The sequence below is a fragment of the Bradyrhizobium sp. 2TAF24 genome, assembly GCF_052115025.1.
Taxonomy (GTDB): domain Bacteria; phylum Pseudomonadota; class Alphaproteobacteria; order Rhizobiales; family Xanthobacteraceae; genus Bradyrhizobium_A.
Window position 1 is genome coordinate 511,359 of the sequence record NZ_JBFRFW010000001.1, and the last position, 13,542, is coordinate 524,900.

Consider the following 13,542-nt stretch of genomic DNA (forward strand, 5'->3'; position numbering starts at 1 on the left):
ATGCAGTCAAATCAGCAACGGCGTGTTCCGCCCGAAGAACACAACGAGCCTCCTCGGAAAATGTCTCCCGACTGGGAGAGCATCCGCTGGTTCCTGGAGGTCGCGCGACACGGCAGCTTCCGCGCCGCTGCCGAGCACGCCAACATCTCCATCAATCTGCTGCGCCGACGCATCATGGATCTCGAGCACGCGCTCGGGTTGAAGCTGCTGACGCGGCATGTGACCGGTGTGCAGGTGACACCGGAGGGCCGACCGCTACTCGCGGTTGCAGCGCAGATGGAAGCCGCTGCCTTCGGCTTCACGCGTGCCGGCCAGCGCAGCAAGCCGATTGAGGGCCGCGTGCGCCTCACCGTCACCGAAGGTCTCGGCACGTTCTGGGTGGTGCCGCGCCTCGTCGAGCTGCAGCGTGCCTATCCGAAACTCCTGGTCGATCTCAACTGCGCGATGCGGTCCGCCGACGTGCTGCGGCTGGAGGCCGACGCGGCAATCCAGCTCGAACGGCCGACCTCCCCCGACCTGAAGATGGTGCGTCTCGGACGCCTGCACATCTCGCTGTTCGCGTCCCGCTCCTATGTTGACACCTATGGCTGCCCGACCTCGCACGAGGAGTTGCTCAAGCACCGCATGGTGTTTCATATGGCCGACCAGACCCGTGGCCAGCACTATTACGACCAGCTCTTTCCCGGTGTGTCGCAGGTCGGCTTCGTGTCGATGATCAACAATGTCTCGAGCGCCCACTACTGGGCGATCGCCAAGGGCGCCGGAATCGGCTGGCTGCCGACCTACGCGATGGCGATCGGCGCGCGCGTCATTCCGGTGAACATCAACCATGTCTTCCCCTACGACATTTGGCTGACCTACCATCCGGAAGCTGCCCAGATCCCGCGCGTCCGCAAGCTGCTGGATTGGGTCGTCGCCGCGTTCGACCCGCGCGAATTCCCCTGGTTCCGCGACGAATTCATCCACCCCGAAGAACTCACCAAGCACTACAATGGCGCGCCGCTGGTCAACATGTTCGAAGGCTTCCTGACCACTCCGGGAGCAGGGCTCACCGCCGCGGCCGGACGCTGACGGAAACCCATCCTTCCGCGTGCGGCGATACACACGACCTGATCTGACAGGCAGGATCGCGCACGGCAGAAGGGCATCGGGCAGAGCTCTGCCCGATGCGCCCTGGCGCTGGATCAGGTTGACACGGGATCAGGTCTTGCGCCGCTTGGTCGCCTGGCCGATCACCCGCGGCTTGGAAAAATCGGCTTCCGCCTCCAGCTCACCGTCCGGATTGGTCACGGCGCTGACGAATGCATCCTTCCATTCGCCGAGCATCTCGTCGCGATCCGGCCAGGCGTCCATGGTCTCCTCGTCGCGGTACATGGCGAACGGCCGCAGCGTGCTTTCGTAGAAATCGACCTGGGAATGCTGGCGATACTGGCGCGGTTCATAGCGATTCCAGTGCAGGGTCTGCGCCAGCGGCCGGCGGTAGCGCCGGTTCTGGTCCGCGGCGGGAACGCCGATCGGAATGGTGCCGTAAGCCTTCATCCAGGCCGGATAGCCCAACAGTGCCGCGAGCTCGCGGTTGGTCTCATCCTCACCGCCACCGGACAGCCAGGCCGAGGTCAGCCCCTCGGCGGCGACGCCGAGCTGGATGTTCTGGATCGCAGCCCCGAGCGAGCACAGGAAGATCGCCTCGTTGTTGTCGCGGTATTCGGCATCGAACTCCGGCGTCGTTGCCTGCGGGAAGCAGGCCTTCCAGCGCGGATCGCCCAGCACCAGGACGATGGCCACCGTGTTGGCGAGATAGGTCTTCTTCACCGCCGGGAAGCCCTTGGCGTGGTCGACGAGACGCTGCGCCTGGCGCAGGAACACCGCCGTCACGGCATCGCGCATCGCGGGCTCGTCGACAACGATGAAGTCCCAGCACTGCACGTTGGCGCCGGACGGCGCCCAGCGCCCGCAATCGACGATCCGCTGCAGCACATCACGGCCAACGCTGCGGCCGGCTTCAAACTTGCGAACACTGCGGCGGCGGCGAATGACATCCTGGAACAGGGGCTCGGTCATGGCGACGATGATCCTCGACTTGAAACCTCGAATGCCGCTACTCTAGGAACAAAGCATGATGACCGCATTCCTCAGACCTGAGGAAGAGCGGCCGCAGCGGCCTCCGCGACCGGCGGTGCCGCGATCGACAGGGAGAGCGCCGGACATGAGCAGCATCCAGGCCTTTACGCCCGCCGCGGGCACAGTCGACATTCCCGCCGACGCCATGGCCGCGCTGCTGCGCGACGCCGGTACACCGCGCTTCATCGAGTCGCTGCTCGTGTTCTGCCGCCATAGCATCGGCGCCGACTTCGTCTCGGTGTTCGCGCGCGCCGGCAACGGCGGGCCACACCTCGTCGGCACCGCGACGACCACATGCGCCGCCAACACACGCCGCGCCGCCGAAGGCTACATGCAGCACTACGCCAGCGACGTGAATTTCGCCTTGATGACCCGCGCCGACGATCGTTCCTATCTGACCTATCAGACGGCCGCCGACATCACATCGGCCGGATATCGACGCGCCTGCTACGACCGCACTGGCATCGCCGACCGCCTGTCCTATGTCCGCGCGGATCGTGGTGACGCGCTCTCGATCAGCGTCTATCGCAGCCGCAAGAGCGGCCGCTTCTCCGAGCGCGAATGCGATCGCACATCGGCGATGATGCCGATCCTGGTGGCCGTGGTCGACCGGCATACGACCAGCGATCGCGCGCGTGGCCGCGGCTCGATCGAGGCTTTCGAGCGGGAGCTGGCACGCCGCCATCCGGGACTGACCGCACGCGAGCGCGAGGTCGCCGCCCGCGTCAAGGCGGGCCTGTCGGCGCGGCAGATCGGTCTCGATCTCGGCATCTCCGAGACCACCGTCATCTCCCATCGCAAGAACGCCTATGCCCGCATGGGCGTGACCAGCTTGCGCGAGCTGCTGCAGCACTGAGCCTGCGGCGGTCAATTCCCGGGGGTGTCGTCCGGGCACAGCGCGCAACCAGCGAACGACGGGCGTCATTTCAATACGGCAACGCTGACACCAAAGGAAAATGCCTCCGGCAGGGCATTGCCGGAGGCATTCGGAGATTTACATTACGCGAACGTTAAGACTCCTCTCTTGTGGTAGATGCTTAGAAGCTCCGCAGGATCTGAACCGAACCGTTGAACAGGTTCTGGTTCTTCATCTCGAGGGTGCCAGCGGCAACGCCCGGGATGCCGCCACCGATGGTGTAGAGGCCGCTCTGGTTCTGGATCAGGCGGCTGTAAACGAACTCAGCCGACAGAGTCAGGTTCTGAACGGGGGTCCAGGCCGTACGCGTACCAACCTGAGCAACCGCGAAGTTGAAGTTGCCGGTGTTGGTGCCGTTGAACGAGCCCAAGCCGCCGAAGCCCGTACCATTCGCCGCCGCGAGCAGGGCTGCATTGCCAGCCGAACCGTAGGTGATCGAGGTGTACGAACCGAACAGCGAGGTGCGCCACGCCGGGGTCCAGTAGTGCTCGTAGTAGGCGCTCACTTCCCAGGCCGAGCTCAGGTCGATGCTCGAACCGGTGGTGTAGACGCCATCAAGCACATAGCCGAACGCCATGCTGCCCGCGGTACCGGCACCGGCGCCGAGCTTGGCGAAGCGACCGCCGCCGGCGGTGTCCACGGTGCCGCCCCAGACGTACTTGGCAGCGCCCTTGGCGTAGCTCGCCTCGACCTTCAAGCTGTCGCCCACGCCGGTCGGCAGGTTCTTCAGCTCGAAAGCGCCGGTGACGGCGTAGCCCCAGGTCGAGCTCGGCTTGCCCGAGTCGCTGATGCCAGCGCTGTAGTAGGTGCCATGAACCTCATGCGCAGCGGCGCCGACATGCAGCGAGCCCCAGGCCTGGTCGAGGCGAACGTTGGCAACGATGTCCGGAACGTGGTCGCCGCTCTGGGTATTGCCGGTGAAGTTGTTCGGGGACACGCCGTAGGCCGAGGTGGCCGCGCCGAACGGGCCAAGGAAGCCGGCGGACGCGTTCACGACACCAGCCGAACGGTAGGGCTGCGCGTCTTCGAGCGAGATCGTCGCCGACACGCCGTTGCCGAACGAGGCGGTGTAGGCGAGCTGCGGGATACCGGTCGCGTTGTTCGAGCCACCGAGCACGCCCGAGGCGATCCACGGCTTGGCGAGTGCCCACTGCGGGTCGAACTGCGACACCGCCTTACCGAAGGTGAAGCCGGCGAACTGGATGAACAGGAAGTCGTTCTCCATGTAGCCGCCCGCGATGCTCTCGCGGCCCTGCAGGAAGTCGAACTGCAGGTTGGCATAGGTACGAACGACGCCGTATTCGGTCGCGGTACGGGTGTCGAGGAACAGGTTCAGACGCTCACGCGTCGTGAAGTAGTTGCGGTTGTAGGAGTTCGCACCGCCAACGCCGCCCTGCCAGAACGGCACGTCGTAGGTGCCGGCGTTGAACGAAGTGTCCAAACGCAGCGCACCGCCGATGCGGATGCAGGTATCGGTGCCCGGGATGTAGTAGAAACCCGCGCCGTAGAGCGAGCAGACCTTCACGTACTCGACCGCTTTGGCCTTGACGGGAAGATCAGCCGCCTGAGCTCCGGTCAGAGCGACGAGAGCCGCCGCGGAACCGAGCATGAAGCTCTTTGCCATCTTCATTCAAACCTCCAAGTTTGCGTTTCCAGGCGGCCGACGTTCCCGGTGATGCTCACCTCTGGGAATCGCGATCGCCCGCTTATCCGCCTTCCCGCTGGCTTGCGCCGGCCGGGGTTGCCCGACGGAACGTCCTTGAGGGTGCCCCCCTCGGCCGCTCCTCACAGGTAATTGACTAAGATAATTAATTCAATCAATTGACTTGCTACAGCCTCATTCCGGTCATGGCTGTTGCGGTTGTGCAACAGCCCCTAAGCCCGCAAAATTGCTGTTAAATGCAGCTGCGGTCAGATTTTTTTGCTCGCCGCGGGGCCGGGAACCGACCCGGTCACAGACGGCTTCCGGTTTTATCGCTAGACCAATGATGACGCGCACTCGACATTATTGGGCAGCGATAGTTCGATGGCATTGGCATGAGCGGGAATCATTTCAGCGAAGCGACAGGGCAATTCGTCTGGAACATTCTGGAAATTCATTCTCATCTCGAATCGATTCATAGAGCCTGGGCCGAGCTGCTCGGGATCAGCGAGCCGCAATGGCTCATTCTCATGGCGATCGATGAGCTCGACAAAGGCGGAGGCGTCTCGGGGGTCGACGTTTCAGCCCAACTGCGGGTGCATCCGGCTTTCGTGACCACGCAAACCAAGAGCCTGGAGCGTGCAGGACTGCTCGCGCGATCTCCCTCGCCGAGCGATGCCCGATTTGTCCTGATGTCCCTGACACAGAAAGCCCGCAGCGAGATTGCCAAGCTATCCGAGAGGCGCGAGGCACTTCACAGGGCGATCTTCGGCACTCTCGGCACGGGCGCCCTGACAGATCTGAACACACGGCTCGACGCCATCCGCAAGGCCGCCGACCGCGCCGTGCGCCAGCTCGCACTCGATCTCTGAGCGCCGCTATCCTGCCTGGGCGTGCGGCAGACGATGCAGCACCGCCGCGCCGCGCGCGGACATGGCAAGGCTGGAGACCAGCCAGTCGACAATCCCCGCCTCGCTTCGCAGCAGCCCCTCGATCGTCTCCTGCACGGAAGCAGCCGCTGGCGGGATATCCAGGTCCATCCGCACACCGAGAAGGGCGCAATCGGCCTGCAATGCCAGGGCTTCCGCCGTGCAGATCACACCGCGCTCATCGGCAACGACCAGAAACGGACATCGTATCCGGCGCACCAGCCGTGTGCGTTGGGCGGCGGCGTCGAGGCCCGACGTCCCCTCCTGCCCGGCCAGCCAACCGATGCCGGCCCGGACGCGCGACGCGTCCCACAATCCCCCGTCGCAAACCGCGGCCGCGATGCGTGCGTCGCTGATCGCAAGGCGCGTTGCGAGGGCCGCAGCCAAGCCATCACCACGCACGGCAATTCGCTCGACATCCACGTCGCCGCGAGACACCAGATGGTCGATGCAGTCGCCAAGCCTCATCTCGGCGGTGATCAGGCCCGCATGCTGGAGACCTGGTGCATCCTGAACGTCAGACATCGCGACCAGCAGCAATGCCAGACCTGTCCCTGCGGCCGCCGGCGCCAGGCGTCCCGCCAGCAGCTCCAGCGTCTCGCCCTCTTCACCAATGCAGATCACGACGGGCGCGCCCCCAAGACCACGCGGGGCGGGCCAGAAACAAGCCTGCAGTGGAGCACGGTCGGCCCCCGGCAGCATGACGATCTCCGCCCGAGGCTCCACCGCGCGCGACACATTCCGAAGGCTCGCCTGCAGCCTGCCGACGCATCCCGCGTGTCGCGGATCATCATCCGCGACGAGATGAACAGCTGTCCGCAGCGCCGCCACCGCGGCGAGGCCCGCCGCAAGGGCAGCCTCTCGCCGTCCCTCGGCGATCGCGCGCTCCGACAACGATGACTGAACATCCGCGATCCGCAGACATTCCGCGAGCCAGCTGTCCCGATCGTCAGCGACGCTGTCGCGTCGCTCGGCAAGACAGGCCGCGAATGAAGGAAGCCGTCCGATCAATGCAACCGCACCCGCGCGTCCGGCAGATCAATCCCGCCCTTGCGATCGGTCATGCTCAGCATTGAGACATCACCGACACCGGATGTTTCCGGCACCAATCCCGATTGCACATCATCGTCTTGTTCTTCAGTTCGTCCTCGACCGAACGGCCGCCGCGTGGCCTTCGGGATCTTCTGGAAACGGCCGCAGGTTGGCCGTTCCGCACACGCCGCCTGTCACCGGCATTCACGGACTGACGAGTGCATTCGACCCGTCGACCAGCGAAACAGGTCGCGATGCATAGGCGATGCGCATGGGCGATCCCATGCGACATGTTGTATCGCGCATGGCGTTGCATAAACGCTGCAGCAACGCGGCGAGCCTGTTCAAATCCTGGAAGCGACGGGAGCCGACTCGGAGCTATTGGCGTAGCGCAGCGCCAGATCCCCGGTGCGGATAGTTGATAAAGGCGAACTCGGAAGGCGTCTTCTATCCAAGTTGCAAGTGTGGTCGAGCGCCGCTGTAGTCGGTCCGCCAGCATCCGAGGGCAACGCGAGCCTAGGCGAGGGACGTGAACAGAGTCTCGTTCAAAAATTCTTCCCGCAGTCGTCCGCGCTTCGCACAAAACGGAAAACGGATGTCATTTACGACGATTGCTACTTCAATCCTTGCCGGCGTCTCAGCCGTCGTATCCAAAGCCCGGTCATTACGCCCGCTACGATCGACATTACTATTGGTCCCAAAACGAGTGAAATAACCTGCCGAACCGGTGAGGACACAGTCGAAAACGCGGGGCTACTCGGCAGGTAATTCACGACAACTCGATCACCGACCTGGAAACGACAACCTTGGTCACTACTTAAGTATGACTTCGAATCAACAGAAAATTGAAAGTAGCACGTACGATGGAGATGCGGACGCAATTCAACTATCTGCCCCAACGTCTTTTGACCAGAGACTGCAAGCCTATACCACGACAGCCATCCATACGGCTGAACGTTGATAATAGTTGACGTAAACAGAAGCATGAATATCGCCATTAGCAAGCCGGCACGGCTCGGACTAAAGCTTTGAATTATTGCTCCTACAAGAGCACGCGCCTTCGTCATGGTGCCCACCAGTCACCCACGTATTGGTATTGTATTTACTCAAGCTGACACCATACCCAGTTCCGGAAGGGAAGCCGTCTGGAATGCAGACCGCGTCCGTCGAGCAGCCCCTATCGTCGATGAAGCTGCCGAGCTGGAGAGCGCTACCGCCAAGGCGATCTGATGCAGACGATCAAGGCGCCGATCGTGGCGAACGGTCTGCTCAAGCAGGAGATCAGCGATGTCTATGCGATGGTGAGCTGAGGATTCATCAGGGGCCGACGCATGACGCCGAGTCCGAAGCACTCAAAGTAACCTCTGGGACAGAATCGGTACAATGCCGGTTCTGACCTCGAATAACGCTGAAGGCCCGCTCGACGCGGGCCATCTAAGAGATTGATTTTACACAAAAAACGTTGGTAGCGGGAGAGGGACTCGAACCCCCGACCCCAGGATTATGATTCCCGTGCTCTAACCAGCTGAGCTACCCCGCCACAACGGGCCCGCGCCGACCGAAGCGGTCGCGAACGGGCCGCATATAAGGAGGCTGCCAAATCGATGTCAAGCAACCTCCTCGAAATCACTATCCAATTGGTGATAACGCTATTTCCGGCGGATCGAGGGGGCGCCGCCGGGGCTCCCCGGTGGCGGGATTACCGGCATCCGGCCGCCGCCCGGAGGCGGGCCCGCATCTGCGGATCGATATTGCTGGGCGGGCAGACGTCGGATCTTGCCAGCCGGTCCGCGAGCGGCTCGCGAGCCCTGCCCGTGGTCTGATCGCTGGGGCCATCGCCCCGTCGCGGGGGATGGTCGGGGCTCAGTTCCGATGATCGTCGGCTACGGGCAATGCGGTCGGCGGCAGCGGCGTCGCCGCGGAGGGCGGCGCCTGTGCGGCGGCCCTCGCCGAAACCAGCACCGCCGCACCGATCATAAACAGGATTCTGGCCCATCGCATGCCAGCAGAACCCGGCGCGGCGCCGGACTTCCGCATCCTCGCGACGACGTGACAAGTGTCGCCGTCAGGTCTTCACATAACGGATCAGCGAGAAGTGCCCCATCGGCGGCATCGGCCGGCGCTCCCTGAGCGTGACGCCGCCATGGCGCTGCGCCCACTCGACGAGGCGCGCCCAAGGAAATTCGGGACGCCAGCCGAGCCGGCGCGCGAGCGGCGCAAAACCCAGCTCGAACACGCGGCGCGGACCGCTCTCGGCGCCGATATGATTGACCAGGATGAGCTCGCCGCCCGGCTTCAGCACCCTCACGAAATCATCGAGCGTCGCCTCGGGATCCGGTACCGCGGTGATGACATATTGCGCGACCACCGCATTGAACGTGTTGTCGGCGAAGGCGAGATGCTTGGCGTCCATCACCGACAGCGTTTCCACATTGGTGAGATTGAGCGCACGCACCCGCTCCTGCGCCTTGCGCAACATCGGTTCGGAGATGTCGACGCCACACAGCTTGGTGGTCGGCGAGTACTCCGACAGCGACAGCCCGGTGCCGACACCGACATCCAGCACGCGCCCGCCGATCGCATCCGCGATCGCGATGGTCGACTTGCGGCCGTGGTCGAAAACCGGGCCGAACACCAGGTCATAAACCGGCGCCCAGCGCGCATACGCCTTCGCGACGCCGGCGCGATCGATATCGTTCGCCATCCCCCTGCCCTGTCGATTGTGTCAGTGTACGTCCGCGGCGAGCGGCTCGGCCGTGGACGTGGCGGCGGCCGGTCGCACGACCTGAGGCATGGCATGGGTAATGAACCCGCCGCCAAGCACCCGCGCCTGTCCCTTCGGCGCGTCGTAGAACACGCACGCCTGTCCCGGCGACACCCCTTCTTCGCCGTCGACCAATTCCACCTCGTAGGCGCCGTCGACCCGGCGCAGCCAGGCCGGCTGCGCCGCACGGGTCGAGCGCACCTTGACGAACATCTCAAGCCCGCGGCTCGCCGCCTCATCGAGCGAGCCATCGCCGATCCAGTTGACGTCGCGCAGCACGATGCGCCGCATGCGCAGCGCCTCACGCGGACCGACCACCACGTGACGCGTCGTCGCGTCGAGCCGCACCACATAGAGCGGGGCGTCGGCGGCGATGCCGAGACCGCGGCGCTGGCCGACGGTGAAATGCGCGATGCCCTGATGCTTGCCGATGGTGCGGCCGTCGAGATCGACGATGTCGCCGGGCAGCATCGCGTTCGGCTTCAGCCGCTCGATCACGTCGGTGTAGCGGCCGGTGGGCACGAAGCAGATGTCCTGGCTGTCGTGCTTGTCGGCTACCGAGAGGCCGAAGCGCCGCGCCAGCTCGCGCGTCTGCGCCTTGGTCATGTCCCCGAGCGGAAAGCGCAGGTCCTGCAGCTGCTCACCTGTGGTGGCGAACAGGAAATAGCTCTGGTCGCGCTCGGCATCCGCCGCGCACACCAGCGCACGCGAACCATCGGCGAGACGGCGCGATGACACGTAGTGGCCGGTGGCCAGTGCCTGCGCCCCGAGCTCACGGGCGGTCGCCAGCAGGTCACGAAACTTGATCGAACGGTTGCACTCGATGCACGGCACCGGCGTCTCGCCGAGCACATAGCTTTCGGCGAAGCGATCGATCACCGCTTCGCGGAAGCGGCTTTCATAATCGAGCACGTAGTGCGGGATGCCGATGCGCTCGGCGACCGCGCGCGCGTCGTAGATGTCCTGGCCGGCACAGCAGGCGCCCTTGCGATGGGTGGCCGCGCCGTGATCATAGAGCTGCAGGGTGATACCGACGACGTCATAGCCCTGCGCCTTCAGCAGCGCAGCCGTGGTCGACGAATCGACGCCACCTGACATGGCGACGACCACCCGCGTCTCTTCGGGACGACCTTCCAGATCCAGACTGTTGAGCATTTCGTTCGGCCAACCTCACCCGCGGCGCCGACTCCAGGAGCCGCCGACCGTCATTGCCACTCTTTATAGTAGGTGGGTCTCCCGGGAGGCAATTGGAACGGCCACCTGCCAACGAGAATGAGGCAAATCTTGCCGCCGGGCAGAAACGCGCCCCCGACCGGCAGCCTTGCCAGCAGCATCCAGAAATTAAGCCTTTGATTCATATCACGTTTCAGCCTTGTCGGATCTGGCCCGGTCCTTGCTGCGGAACCAGTGCTCACGTCCGAGAGGGTGCCTGTGTTCAGTGTAACGTCCGAAACATCCGCGACCGCCGCGCCGCCGCCACCCGCGCGGCCGAGATCCGCGTCGCCGGCCCCCTCCAGCGGAGGCGGCTTCGCTGCGCTCGTCAACAGCAACACCGATGCAGCCGACCAGGCGCGCTCGGCGGCCGCTAATTCGTCGCAGCCATCACCTCAGCGATCCGACCGATCTTCGGCAGCGGACCAGCAGGACAATAATACCACAAACAATCCACCGGCACCGGCCAACTCGGCCGGAACCACCCAGGCGTCGGGCAAGACCAATCCACCGGACAAGCCTGGCAAATCGACCAAGGCCGATGCCGACAAGGACAAGGACGGCTTGCAGAAGACGCCGGACGCCGACGTCGCAGCGGCCGCGGCAGCGACGACCCAGCCCAGCGTGCCGCAACAGCCCGTCGCCGTCGTGATCGCGGCGACCGTAACTGCTGGAGCATCCACGGGCGCGGGCAAGGACGGCACGACGGCGACGGATGCGACAGCCGGCGCAATTCTCACCGCCGCCACCGGCGCTGCGAGCGCCAATGGCGTCGCGGCCGGCCCGACGACCGGTGTCGATGCCGCCGCAGTGCTCGCCGCTGCGCCCGCCAATAGCGGCAACGGAACTGGCAAAGGCACCGCTTCGGCAAGCGGCACGCCCGCGCAGGCCGGCAAGGCCACCGACAAGACCACGCTGACGCCCGACCAGGCACTGCCAGCCCAGGCCCCGGATGCCACCGCATCGACCGCCGCGCCGCCTCAAGCCAATGGCACGGCTGCGAAGGCGGGCGACGCCGCGCAGGCCCAACCGACCGACGCCAGCGGCAAGCCGCAGACGTCCGCGCCGGATGCCGGCAAGAGCGACGGCGCGAACAAGGACGCCAACGCGGCGCCGGCTGCACCCGCCGGACATCATTTGCAGGCCGCGCCCCTCGATGCGTCCGCGCTGCCGGCCGACGCCGGACAGCGCGCCGCCGCCGCATTCCAGCTCCAGCACACCACGCCGGCTGCCGCCGCCACACCAGCGACAGCGGCCATTGGCACGCTCGCCAGCACGACCGCCGTGCCGCTCAGCGCCGTGCCGGTCGAGATCGCGGTACAGGCCCAGACGGGCCGCAGCCGGTTCGAGATCCGCCTCGATCCGCCCGAGCTCGGACGCATCGATGTGCGCCTCGATGTCGACAAGAACGGCCAGGTGACCTCACATCTTACCGTCGACAAGGTCGAGACCCTGGACATGCTGCGGCGGGATGCGCCGCACCTGCAACGCGCGCTGGAGGATGCCGGCCTCAAGACCGGCGACAGCGGCCTGCAGTTCAGCCTTCGCGACCAGTCATCATCGTCGTCGAACGGTCGCGGAGACGACGGCAATTCCGGCCGCCACGCCCAACGGCTGGTGATTCAGGACGACGACACCGTCCCCGCCCAGGTGGCAGGACGCAGCTACGGCCGCGCCCTGGGAGTCACTGGCGGCGTCGACATCAGGGTGTAAGGAGACGATCATGGCCGTTGATGCCACCATGCCGAACCCGATCACATCGGGAACAACCCCGGGCTCGTCCTCCACCAACTCGGGCAGCTCCGGATCCAGCTCGGGGACCAGCACGCCGGGCATCGCCGACAATTTCCAGACCTTCCTGACGCTGCTCACCACCCAGCTCAAGAACCAGAACCCGCTCGACCCGCTGGACACCAACCAGTTCACCCAGCAGCTCGTGCAGTTCGCCCAGGTCGAGCAGCAGCTCAAGAGCAACACCCAGCTCACCACGCTGGTCAACATCGAGAAGGCGGCGCAGTCGACGCAGGCGCTTGCGTTCGTCGGCAGCACCGTGGTTGTGGACGGCAGCTCCACGTCGCTGGCGAAGAATGCCTCGACCGGGAAAAGCACGGCGAGCTGGAATTTCAACTCGCCCAAGAGTGCGACGGCCACCATGACCATCACCAACTCGGTCGGACAGACCGTCTACAGCGGTAACTTCTCGCTCAACTCCGGCAACGCCAGCTTCGTCTGGGACGGCAAGGGAAATGACGGCACGCAGTGGCCTGACGGGACCTACACCATGAATGTCACCGCCAAGGATGGCAGCGGACAGTCCGTCGCGGTGTCGACCCAGATCCAGGGCGTTGTCGATTCCGTCGACCTGACCGCCAGCCCCGCACTGCTCTCGATCGGCGGCCAGAGCTACACCACCGACAAGGTCAAGCGCGTGGTGCGGCCGACATCATCCTGATCGGCCCGCCCGCCTCCGTCTTCATACTGCCATCCGACCACCCCCGTCCGGCCCGTTGGGCCGGCGGCGGGTGGTTGACGCGTTGTTTCCAAGGAGATTCTCATTGAAGCCATATGCTTAGGCAAATTTTAAGCGGACGGGGGTAGAGTTCCCGGGTGAGTTCAGTGGTTAGAGTATGTGAGTAAGCCATGACAGAACCCCATCGCCCGAGGGTGAAATACGTCATCGGGCCAGACGGCAGCCCGCTAACGATCGCGGATCTGCCCGCTCCTGGGACGAAACGGTGGGTCATCCGCCGGAAAGCCGAAGTCGTCGCCGCTGTGCGCGGTGGCCTGTTGTCCCTCGAAGAGGCCTGCAGCCGCTACACGCTGACAGTGGACGAATTTCTCTCCTGGCAGTTCTCCATCGACCAGCATGGCCTGGCTGGACTGCGCACCACACGGATCCAGCAGTATCGCCAATAAGCGACCTTTC

Annotated in this window: 11 protein-coding genes, 1 tRNA gene and 1 pseudogene; 6 read left to right on the top strand and 7 right to left on the bottom strand. The window is 64.7% G+C overall.

Annotation, left to right across the window (positions count from 1 at the left end; translation table 11 throughout):
* Window positions 1–60 precede the first annotated feature (60 nt).
* Entirely contained in the window at window positions 61–1,071 is a 1,011-nt protein-coding gene (locus AB4Z37_RS02225) for a LysR family transcriptional regulator (protein ID WP_441515039.1), read from the top strand.
* Between the two features lie 129 nt (window positions 1,072–1,200).
* Here AB4Z37_RS02225 and AB4Z37_RS02230 read toward each other — a convergent pair whose 3' ends face one another.
* Complete coding sequence (locus tag AB4Z37_RS02230; protein WP_441515040.1) at window positions 1,201–2,061, bottom strand: nitroreductase family protein; 861 nt, start codon at window positions 2,059–2,061, stop codon at window positions 1,201–1,203.
* A 145-nt stretch (window positions 2,062–2,206) separates the two neighbouring features.
* Here AB4Z37_RS02230 and AB4Z37_RS02235 point away from each other — a divergent pair, with 145 nt between their 5' ends.
* The gene (locus AB4Z37_RS02235) at window positions 2,207–2,977 is read left to right on the top strand and encodes a LuxR C-terminal-related transcriptional regulator (RefSeq protein ID WP_441515041.1); all 771 of its coding nucleotides are present in this window, start codon (window positions 2,207–2,209) and stop codon (window positions 2,975–2,977) included.
* A gap of 181 nt (window positions 2,978–3,158) precedes the next feature.
* Here AB4Z37_RS02235 and AB4Z37_RS02240 read toward each other — a convergent pair whose 3' ends face one another.
* On the bottom strand, window positions 3,159–4,667 hold the full coding sequence (locus tag AB4Z37_RS02240) for a porin (protein WP_441515042.1): 1,509 nt from the start codon (window positions 4,665–4,667) through the stop codon (window positions 3,159–3,161).
* Window positions 4,668–5,074: 407 nt separating this feature from the next.
* Between AB4Z37_RS02240 and AB4Z37_RS02245 the strand changes: the two genes are divergently transcribed.
* Window positions 5,075–5,551 (top strand): MarR family winged helix-turn-helix transcriptional regulator, encoded by a 477-nt coding sequence (locus AB4Z37_RS02245; RefSeq protein WP_441515043.1) that lies wholly within the window; start codon window positions 5,075–5,077, stop codon window positions 5,549–5,551.
* A 6-nt stretch (window positions 5,552–5,557) separates the two neighbouring features.
* Here the strand turns inward: AB4Z37_RS02245 and AB4Z37_RS02250 are convergent, their stop codons facing one another.
* From AB4Z37_RS02250 to mnmA, 5 genes and pseudogenes are all read right to left on the bottom strand, one after another.
* A complete protein-coding gene (locus tag AB4Z37_RS02250; RefSeq protein WP_441515044.1) occupies window positions 5,558–6,619 on the bottom strand; it encodes an alpha/beta hydrolase family protein in 1,062 nt (353 codons plus the stop codon).
* Window positions 6,620–6,984: 365 nt separating this feature from the next.
* A pseudogene (locus AB4Z37_RS02255) lies at window positions 6,985–7,210 on the bottom strand (integrase core domain-containing protein); the annotation flags it as partial.
* Between the two features lie 893 nt (window positions 7,211–8,103).
* A tRNA-Met gene (locus tag AB4Z37_RS02260) sits at window positions 8,104–8,180 on the bottom strand.
* 525 nt (window positions 8,181–8,705) lie between these two features.
* Complete coding sequence (locus tag AB4Z37_RS02265) at window positions 8,706–9,344, bottom strand: class I SAM-dependent methyltransferase (RefSeq protein ID WP_441515045.1); 639 nt, start codon at window positions 9,342–9,344, stop codon at window positions 8,706–8,708.
* A gap of 21 nt (window positions 9,345–9,365) precedes the next feature.
* Entirely contained in the window at window positions 9,366–10,559 is a 1,194-nt protein-coding gene (gene mnmA / locus AB4Z37_RS02270; RefSeq protein ID WP_441515046.1) for a tRNA 2-thiouridine(34) synthase MnmA, read from the bottom strand.
* Between the two features lie 276 nt (window positions 10,560–10,835).
* Here mnmA and AB4Z37_RS02275 point away from each other — a divergent pair, with 276 nt between their 5' ends.
* The 3 genes from AB4Z37_RS02275 (at window position 10,836) to sciP (ending at window position 13,532) form a co-directional block, all read left to right on the top strand.
* Complete coding sequence (locus AB4Z37_RS02275) at window positions 10,836–12,329, top strand: flagellar hook-length control protein FliK (RefSeq protein WP_441515047.1); 1,494 nt, start codon at window positions 10,836–10,838, stop codon at window positions 12,327–12,329.
* A 10-nt stretch (window positions 12,330–12,339) separates the two neighbouring features.
* The gene (locus tag AB4Z37_RS02280; protein ID WP_441515048.1) at window positions 12,340–13,068 is read left to right on the top strand and encodes a flagellar hook assembly protein FlgD; all 729 of its coding nucleotides are present in this window, start codon (window positions 12,340–12,342) and stop codon (window positions 13,066–13,068) included.
* 188 nt (window positions 13,069–13,256) lie between these two features.
* Window positions 13,257–13,532 (top strand): CtrA inhibitor SciP, encoded by a 276-nt coding sequence (sciP, locus tag AB4Z37_RS02285; protein ID WP_002714638.1) that lies wholly within the window; start codon window positions 13,257–13,259, stop codon window positions 13,530–13,532.
* Window positions 13,533–13,542: the final 10 nt, after the last annotated feature.

Coding starts and splice junctions, on each gene's coding strand:
- AB4Z37_RS02225 (WP_441515039.1), top strand. CDS start 61: ATGTCTCCCGACTGGGAGAGCATCCGCTGGTTCCTGGAGGTCGCGCGA.
- AB4Z37_RS02230 (WP_441515040.1), bottom strand. CDS start 2,061: ATGACCGAGCCCCTGTTCCAGGATGTCATTCGCCGCCGCCGCAGTGTT.
- AB4Z37_RS02235 (WP_441515041.1), top strand. CDS start 2,207: ATGAGCAGCATCCAGGCCTTTACGCCCGCCGCGGGCACAGTCGACATT.
- AB4Z37_RS02240 (WP_441515042.1), bottom strand. CDS start 4,667: ATGAAGATGGCAAAGAGCTTCATGCTCGGTTCCGCGGCGGCTCTCGTC.
- AB4Z37_RS02245 (WP_441515043.1), top strand. CDS start 5,075: ATGAGCGGGAATCATTTCAGCGAAGCGACAGGGCAATTCGTCTGGAAC.
- AB4Z37_RS02265 (WP_441515045.1), bottom strand. CDS start 9,344: ATGGCGAACGATATCGATCGCGCCGGCGTCGCGAAGGCGTATGCGCGC.
- mnmA (WP_441515046.1), bottom strand. CDS start 10,559: ATGCTCAACAGTCTGGATCTGGAAGGTCGTCCCGAAGAGACGCGGGTG.
- AB4Z37_RS02280 (WP_441515048.1), top strand. CDS start 12,340: ATGGCCGTTGATGCCACCATGCCGAACCCGATCACATCGGGAACAACC.
- sciP (WP_002714638.1), top strand. CDS start 13,257: ATGACAGAACCCCATCGCCCGAGGGTGAAATACGTCATCGGGCCAGAC.